This window comes from Helicobacter sp. MIT 01-3238 (assembly GCF_003364135.1).
In the GTDB taxonomy this organism is placed as follows: Bacteria; Campylobacterota; Campylobacteria; order Campylobacterales; family Helicobacteraceae; genus Helicobacter_B.
Window position 1 is genome coordinate 1 of record NZ_NXLN01000059.1, and the last position, 1,006, is coordinate 1,006.

Annotated in this window: 2 protein-coding genes; both read left to right on the top strand. The window is 39.7% G+C overall.

The features are described from left to right. Positions 1 to 373 (top strand): hypothetical protein (locus CQA40_RS11370; RefSeq protein ID WP_181882936.1); only part of this gene is annotated, 373 nt, incomplete at its 5' end. Between the two features lie 125 nt (positions 374 to 498). Then, positions 499 to 819, top strand: coding sequence for a hypothetical protein (locus CQA40_RS10755; protein ID WP_147290213.1), 321 nt, complete (start codon positions 499 to 501; stop codon positions 817 to 819). Positions 820 to 1,006 lie beyond the last annotated feature (187 nt).

The following is a 1,006-nucleotide window of genomic DNA, read 5'->3' on the forward strand; positions in this document are numbered from 1 at the left end:
TAACCTAAAAGACGCTAGCGAAATCACACTCCCTGCAGTGTATGGAAATCTAGGGCTTGATTTGATTTGGATGATAAAGAAAAACCACGAGCTAAGTTTTGGCTATGATGGGCTTTTCTATGCTAGCACATTTGCCAAAGAGCGAAACATTCAAGGGCAAAATGTGAAGACAAATGACTGGTTTAACGGCGTTACCACGAATCTAAACTTCAAGTATGCGTATTGGTTTGGTGGCTCTGACTATGTAACAGACAAAGACGGAAACGCTGTATCTCGCTCAATCGCAGAGGGCAAAAAGTCTAAAAAAGGCAAGAAGTCTAAGTCTAAGAAGTCAAAGAAGTCTAAGAAAAAAGTCTACTATATCGATGGGTAAATGGGCTTTCTCCAATCGTCATTGCGCACATTTGGAATCATTAGTATTCCAAATGTGCGGCAATCCAAAATTAGCTTTTTGTGAGGGGTTTAGTTTTTTAGTTCTTTGGCATACTAGCTAAATCATTGTCATACTTAAGGGCTTTTAAGCCTGAAGTATCTCAAATCATTCTACTATTTGTCATACTTAAGCGTAGCGAAGTATCTCAAAAGATTCTGCAAACAATGCAAAATCAAGTAGAGATATTTCGCTTTCTTACGAAAGCTCAATATGACAACGAAATGAAGCGATATGACAATGTTGATTCTATTGCGAGTAGGCATAATGTTATTCCTCCCCATCTTGCAAGTGGCAACCTCAAGATTCCCTCTCTCTCTCTTGCGAATGGTAGCAAGCAAATTATTTCCCCCTCCCTTGCGGAGGGGGCTAGGGGGTGGGTATATTGATAGACTTACCATTTGATAAGCTGGGGGTAGATTAGGTTTTAGATTTTAGGGATTTTTTGAAAGAGTGGGTTCTTTAGATTCTTAAGCTTTCGTCATTGTTGTTTTGCGCTGTTTTTTATCATTGCGAGCGAGTAAAGTGAGCGTGGCAAAACAAGCGTAGCGCAGTTTCTTTAGTAATCCACAAGAA